Origin of the sequence: Nocardiopsis chromatogenes YIM 90109 (assembly GCF_000341185.1) — a bacterium.
Classification (GTDB): Bacteria; Actinomycetota; Actinomycetes; order Streptosporangiales; family Streptosporangiaceae; genus Nocardiopsis_A; species Nocardiopsis_A chromatogenes.
Window position 1 is genome coordinate 1 of record NZ_ANBH01000318.1, and the last position, 5,841, is coordinate 5,841.

At 73.9% G+C, this 5,841-nt stretch carries 5 protein-coding genes and 1 pseudogene; 4 read left to right on the forward strand and 2 right to left on the reverse strand.

Annotated features, from left to right (window positions below; genetic code table 11):
* Positions 1 to 180 precede the first annotated feature (180 nt).
* From D476_RS40205 to D476_RS0128020, 4 genes and pseudogenes are all read left to right on the forward strand, one after another.
* Positions 181 to 330: pseudogene (locus D476_RS40205) on the forward strand (MFS transporter); the annotation flags it as partial.
* Positions 331 to 517: 187 nt separating this feature from the next.
* Positions 518 to 1,084: an MFS transporter gene (locus tag D476_RS39440; RefSeq protein WP_017627203.1), complete on the forward strand. Its 567-nt coding sequence runs from the start codon at positions 518 to 520 to the stop codon at positions 1,082 to 1,084.
* Between the two features lie 60 nt (positions 1,085 to 1,144).
* The gene (locus tag D476_RS0128015; RefSeq protein WP_017627204.1) at positions 1,145 to 1,936 is read left to right on the forward strand and encodes a DUF427 domain-containing protein; all 792 of its coding nucleotides are present in this window, start codon (positions 1,145 to 1,147) and stop codon (positions 1,934 to 1,936) included.
* 89 nt (positions 1,937 to 2,025) lie between these two features.
* A complete protein-coding gene (locus D476_RS0128020) occupies positions 2,026 to 4,050 on the forward strand; it encodes an ATP-dependent DNA helicase (protein ID WP_017627205.1) in 2,025 nt (674 codons plus the stop codon).
* Between the two features lie 66 nt (positions 4,051 to 4,116).
* Here the strand turns inward: D476_RS0128020 and D476_RS0128025 are convergent, their stop codons facing one another.
* Positions 4,117 to 4,644, reverse strand: coding sequence for a DUF6315 family protein (locus tag D476_RS0128025; protein ID WP_017627206.1), 528 nt, complete (start codon positions 4,642 to 4,644; stop codon positions 4,117 to 4,119).
* A gap of 213 nt (positions 4,645 to 4,857) precedes the next feature.
* Positions 4,858 to 5,841 (reverse strand): AI-2E family transporter (locus D476_RS34835; RefSeq protein WP_017627207.1); only part of this gene is annotated, 984 nt, incomplete at its 5' end.

A 5,841-nucleotide genomic window follows, 5' to 3' on the forward strand; every position in this document is an offset into this window, starting at 1 on the left:
TCCCGGGCCACGAGGAACCCGCCGGACGGCAGGCAGGGCCGGGGAGCCGCCCCGCTCTGGCCGTCGCCGCCATCAACGGCGACCACCCGCGCGCCCGGCGCCCGACAGCGCTGGCAGAAGGGGTGCGGAGCTTCCTCCACCTGGCTCAAGGAGAGCGGCCGCAGCCTGGCCAGCTCGCTGCTGTCGGCCGGGGGCTCGCTCGGCGTCATGGTCGGCGCCCCGGTGCTCACCTGGCTGATCGTCGACCACGGCTGGCGCATGGCCTTCATCGTCTCCGGGGCGGCGAGCATCGTCTGGTGCGCGGTCTGGCTCTTCGCCGGAAAAGAGGGCCCACTGAGCGACCGCGGGAAGCGCGCGGGGAAGGGGGCCGAGGGGCGGTGCGGACCCGGCCCCCGCTCCGCCCGCGGCATCCGGGCCCGATCCCGGCTTCTGGCGGATCGTCACCACGCCCACCTTCATCGCCGTCTCCTTCGCGGCCTTCGCCGGGAACTGGTCGATCTCCGTCAAGCTCGCCTTCATGCCGCTCTACGTCCAGAACGTCCTGGGCCTCACCGAGCACGAGACCAGTCTCTACATCGTCGTCGGCCAGCTGTTCACCATGCTGTGCGTCTACGTCGCGCTGGCCTTCGTCATCAAGACGATGATGGCCCGCGGCCACTCCGGCCGGGTCGCCCGCGGCATCCTCGGCGGCGGGTGCGTCCTCTTCGCCGGTGCCTGCATGATCGCGTTCGTGCTGCTGCCCGGCCTGCCGGTGAAGCTCACCGTCTCGCTCCTCGCCGCCCTGGTGCTCATCTCCTTCCCCATCGGCAGCACGGTCATCGGGCAGATCACCCCGACCCGCCACCGCGCCGGGGTCCTGGGCACCTACGCCGCCCTCTACGGCCTCGCCGGGGTCATCGGCCCCTTCGTCACCGGCCTGTTCGCCGACGCCGGTGCCACCGAGGCCGCCGGGCTCGACAACGGCCTGCTCTTCTGGGGCGCCCTCACCCTGGTGTGCGGCGCGGTCGCGATCGCCTTCACCCGTCCCGAACGCGACGCCGCGCGGCTCGCCGCGCGCGCCGCCGCCGAATCGGGCGTCCGGTAGAACCCGCTCCGACCTGGGCATAACCACCGCCGATGGTCGAGTCACCGGGAGGAGACCGCGATGTCCCTGACCCTCGGCGGTGGGCCGCTCAGCAAGCACCCGCCGGACACCGTCAACTACACGATCGAGTCGCCGCACCACGCGCTCTTCATGCAGCCGTTCCCGCGCAGGGTGCGGGCGCGGCTCGGGGGCGGCACGGTCCTGGACTCCGGGCGCGGCTACCTCGTCCACGAGACCGGCCTGCTCCCGCAGTTCTACGTGCCGACCGAGGACATACCGGCCGCGCGCCTGACGCCGAGCGAGACCACCACCCACTGCCCGTTCAAGGGGGACGCCTCCTACTGGCACCTGAAGGCGGGGGACCGCACGGTGCGGGACGCCGTGTGGTCCTACCCGGAGCCGCTGCCCGGTGCGCGGTGGCTGCGCGGACTCAGCGCCATGTACTGGGAGGCGGCCGACTCCTGGATGGACGAAGAGGAGGAGGTCCACGGCCACCTGCGCGACCCCTTCCACCGCGTCGACGCCCGCATGTCGTCGACCCTGGTGCGGGTCCGCTACGGCGACCAGGTGGTGGCGCTCACGGGCAAGCCCAAGATCGTCTCCGAGACCGGCCTGCCGAACCGCTACTACATCCCGCCGGACGACGTGCGCCGGGACCTGCTGGTGCCGAGCGAGACCACCACCCACTGCCCCTACAAGGGCCAGGCGCGCTACTGGAACCTGCGCACCGACGCCGGGGAGGTGGCCGACGCCGCGTGGAGCTACACGGTGGCGCTCAAGGACGGCCACGACATCCGCGACCACTTCTGCTTCCTGCACGAGGACCTGGAGACCACGGTCGAGCAGGCCTGAGGGGGCGGCCGGGGGCCTCACGCGAGCCGCCGTCCACCGGTCCGCGACTGCGGCCCCGGGCGTCACCGGGGCGCGGTACTGTCGCATGCGTGCCAGAACTCCCCGACGTCCCGACCCTGCTCCAGGCCGCCGTCGACGCCCTCGGCGGCTCCCACCGCGAGGGCCAGGCCCGCATGGCCCGCGCGGTCGCCTCCTCCATCGGCGACGGCGAGCACCTGGTCGTCCAGGCGGGCACGGGCACCGGAAAGTCGCTGGGCTACCTCGTCCCCGCGATCCGGCACGCCGTCGCCGAGGACACCACGGTGGTGGTCTCCACCGCCACCCTCGCCCTGCAGCGCCAGCTCATCGAGCGCGACCTGCCCCGCCTGGCGGCGGCCCTGGCCCCGAGCCTGGGCCGCGAGCCGACCTTCGCCATCCTCAAGGGCCGCCGCAACTACCTGTGCCGCCACAAGCTCGACGGCTCCGGGGACGACGCGGACGACGAGGGCGCCGAGCTGTTCGACCCCCGGCAGCTCTCGGCCGTGGGCCGCCAGGTCAAGCGCCTGCACGAGTGGGCGGAGGAGACCGCCACCGGCGACCGCGACGACCTCGACCCCGGCGTGGGCGACCTCGCCTGGCGGCAGGTGTCGGTCTCGGGCAACGAGTGCATCGGCGCCGCCTGCCCCTTCTCCCAGGAGTGCTTCGCCGAGCTCGCCCGCGAGGACGCGGCCTCGGCCGACGTCGTCGTCACCAACCACGCGCTGCTGGCCATCGACGCCATGCAGGGCCGCCACATCCTGCCCGAGCACGCGGTGCTCGTCGTCGACGAGGCGCACGAGCTGGTCGACCGGGTGACCTCGGTCGCCGCCGCCCAGCTGGGGGACCGGGCGGTGACCGCCGCCGCCAAGCGCGCCGCCCGGCTGGTCGAGCCGGACACCACCGAGCGCCTGGAGGAGGCCGCCGACGGCCTCGGGCTGATGGTCGCCGACGTCGAACCGGGCCGCCTGGACCAGCTCGACGAGGGGCTGGCCGGAGCGGTCGCGGTGGTGCGCGACGCTGCGCACGCGTGCCTCACCGCGGTCAAGGGCGTCAAGACCGGGGGCGAGGACGACCCCGAGGGCACGGCCTCCCGCCGCCGGGCCCTGGCCGCCCTGGAGGAGGTGCACGACGCCGCCGAGCGCATCCTGGAGGCGGTGGAGCCCGCCCTGCGCGAGCGCACCTCGGTGGTGTGGCTGGCCAAGGGGCCGCGCACCGCGCCCAGCCTGCACGTGGCCCCCCTCGGGGTCGGCGGGCTGCTGCGGGACAAGCTCTTCGGCGACCGCACGGCCGTGCTCACCTCGGCGACGCTGGCCCTGGGCGGCACCTTCGACGCCCTCGCCGGGCAGTGGGGCCTGGGCCGGGAGACCGTGCTCAAGGACGACCTCCCCGACCCCGATCTCGCGCCCGACCCCGACAGCGCCGACGGCGAGCCGCGCTGGCGCGCCCTGGACGTCGGCTCCCCCTTCGACCACGCCCGCAGCGGCATCCTGTACGTCGCCAAGCACCTGCCCCAGCCGGGCCGGGACGGGCTCGACGAGAGCTACCTGGAGGAGATCGCCGGGCTCATCGAGGCGGCGGGCGGCCGCACGCTCGGCCTGTTCTCGTCCATGCGGGCCGCCGAGAAGGCCTCCGAGGAGATGCGCGAGCGGCTCGACCTCCCCGTGCTCTGCCAGGGGGAGGACTCCACCGGCCGCCTGGTGGAGCGCTTCGCCGCCGACGACCGGGCGTGCCTGTTCGGAACCCTGTCGCTGTGGCAGGGGGTGGACGTCCCGGGGCCGTCCCTGCAGCTGGTGATCGTGGACCGCATCCCGTTCCCGCGCCCGGACGACCCGCTGTCCTCGGCCCGCCAGCGCGCGGTCGGCGCGCACGGCGGCAACGGGTTCATGGCGGTGGCGGCGACGCACGCCGCGCTGCTGCTGGCCCAGGGGACCGGGCGCCTGCTCCGGTCGGTGGACGACCGCGGGGTGGTGGCGGTACTGGATCCGCGCCTGGCCACGGCCCGCTACGGCGGGGTCCTGCGGGCGNATCCGGAGGTGGCGCGGGCGGCGCTCAAGCGCCTGGACGCGGCGGCCCCTGCGGCGGCCGGGAAGGGCTGAGCGCCGGGGGCCGCGGCGCCGTCGCGGGGGCGGCGTCCGGCGGGCGGGCCGGGCGGGTCCGGCCGCTCAGCGGCGGACCCGGTAGCCGAACAGGCGGACCGCGTACTCGGGGCTGCTCCCGTCCTCGGAGGACTGGATGTGCCAGCGGTCCTCGTGGCCTCCGATCGCCAGCTCGTTCCAGACCAGGTCGATCAGTTTGAGCCGGGCGGTCACCGCCGACTCCGGGTCGAGCACCACCGAGTAGGCCCGGTCCGACAGCCGCTGGGTGACCATCCCCACCGGCTGGCCGTCCCAGATGGCGGGCACCGGGGCGTGGCCGATCTCGACGTCGCACTGGCGGAGCTGTTCGATCTCCTCCTCCAGCGCCTCGCTGGCCATCGCCTCGTCGAGCTGGAGCGCCTCCTCCAGCTCGTCGCGGTCGCCGTCGTCGCGCAGGTAGGCGTGGTCGGTGCGGCGCCCGCAGGTGCCGCACAGCCGCCGCACCACGCACCGGGCGACCCCGTGGGCGGACTGCGCCTCACCCGTGCCCTGCCTGTCGCTGACGGTGCGGATACGGCCGCATTCGCAGCACAGGGCCGTGAGATCCTGCTTCATCCTTCAGTCCCCCTCCCACGGCGAGTATGCGATGGGAGCGCACCGTTAGGGAACCGGTTCGCCGAAGGAGTTCCGTCAAACTTGTGCCGATCAATGACCAAAGAGTCATGGATCGCCCGAATCGCCCTGACTTTCACCTGCGACATCACCGCGTCCACGCCCCGTGCGCAGGGCGTGGCCAGGGCTGATTTCCCAGGCTTCTCAGGTTCGCCGTCAGGTTTCCCGGCCCTTTTCGGCCTTTCCCGCTTTCTCGGCGGAGCGCCCCGACGCCCCGCCGGGGGGTTCCGGCCCGCCGTCCCCCGGGACCCCGTCTCCGGCCCCGTCGGCGTCCCCGCCCCCGCGGTCGGGGGCCTCCTCCTCCGGGCCGTCCAGCAGCGGGTGCCCCGCCACCTCGTAGCGCCGGATGTACACGCCCATGAACGCCTGCAGGCTGGCCCCCGCGGGCAGGGCCAGCAGGGCGCCGGGGGCGTCCAGCACCGCCGCCCCCGCCAGCACCGCGCCGAACGCCACCGCCGGGTGCATGTCCAGGGTCCGGGCGGTGATGCGCGGCTGCAGTACGTAGTTCTCGAACTGCTGGTAGACGGTGATGAACAGCAGCATCCACACCGCCGGCCACACCCCGCCGATCAGCGCGACCACCACCGGCAGCGCCCCGCCGATGTAGGTGCCCACGGTCGGGATGAACTGGGAGAGCACCCCCACCCACAGCGCCAGCGCGAAGGCGTAGTCCACGTCCAGCACCACCAGCGCCGCGAAGTGCGCCAGCGTGGAGACCAGCGCCAGCAGCGCGCGGGAGTAGATGTAGCCGCCGGTCTTGGCGACCGCGATCTCCCAGGCGCGCAGCACCTCCCGCTGGGTGCGCGGGGGCAGCACCGAGCACAGGGTCCGCCGGAAGCGCGGGCCGTCGGCGGTCAGGTAGTAGGTGAACAGCGCCACCGCCAGGCCGTTGAACAGCAGCGTCAGCAGGGCGGTCCCCGCGCCCCAGGCGTTCTCGGCGGCGCTGGAGGCCCACCGGTTGAGCTGGCCGCTGACGTCGGTCACCTCGGCCAGCAGCAACTCCGGCTCGAAGTCGGTGTTGAAGGTGGTGTTGACCCAGCTCAGCAGCGCGCGGCTCATCGCGGGGATCTGCGCGGCGAACTCCAGCACCTGGCCCACCAGCATCGACCCCAGCACCGACAGGAACGCCACCAGCGCGCC

Bases quoted from the DNA above. Each gene is read 5' to 3' on its own strand.
- D476_RS0128015 (WP_017627204.1), top strand. From the start codon at position 1,145: ATGTCCCTGACCCTCGGCGGTGGGCCGCTCAGCAAGCACCCGCCGGAC.
- D476_RS39440 (WP_017627203.1), top strand. From the start codon at position 518: ATGCCGCTCTACGTCCAGAACGTCCTGGGCCTCACCGAGCACGAGACC.
- D476_RS0128025 (WP_017627206.1), bottom strand. From the start codon at position 4,644: ATGAAGCAGGATCTCACGGCCCTGTGCTGCGAATGCGGCCGTATCCGC.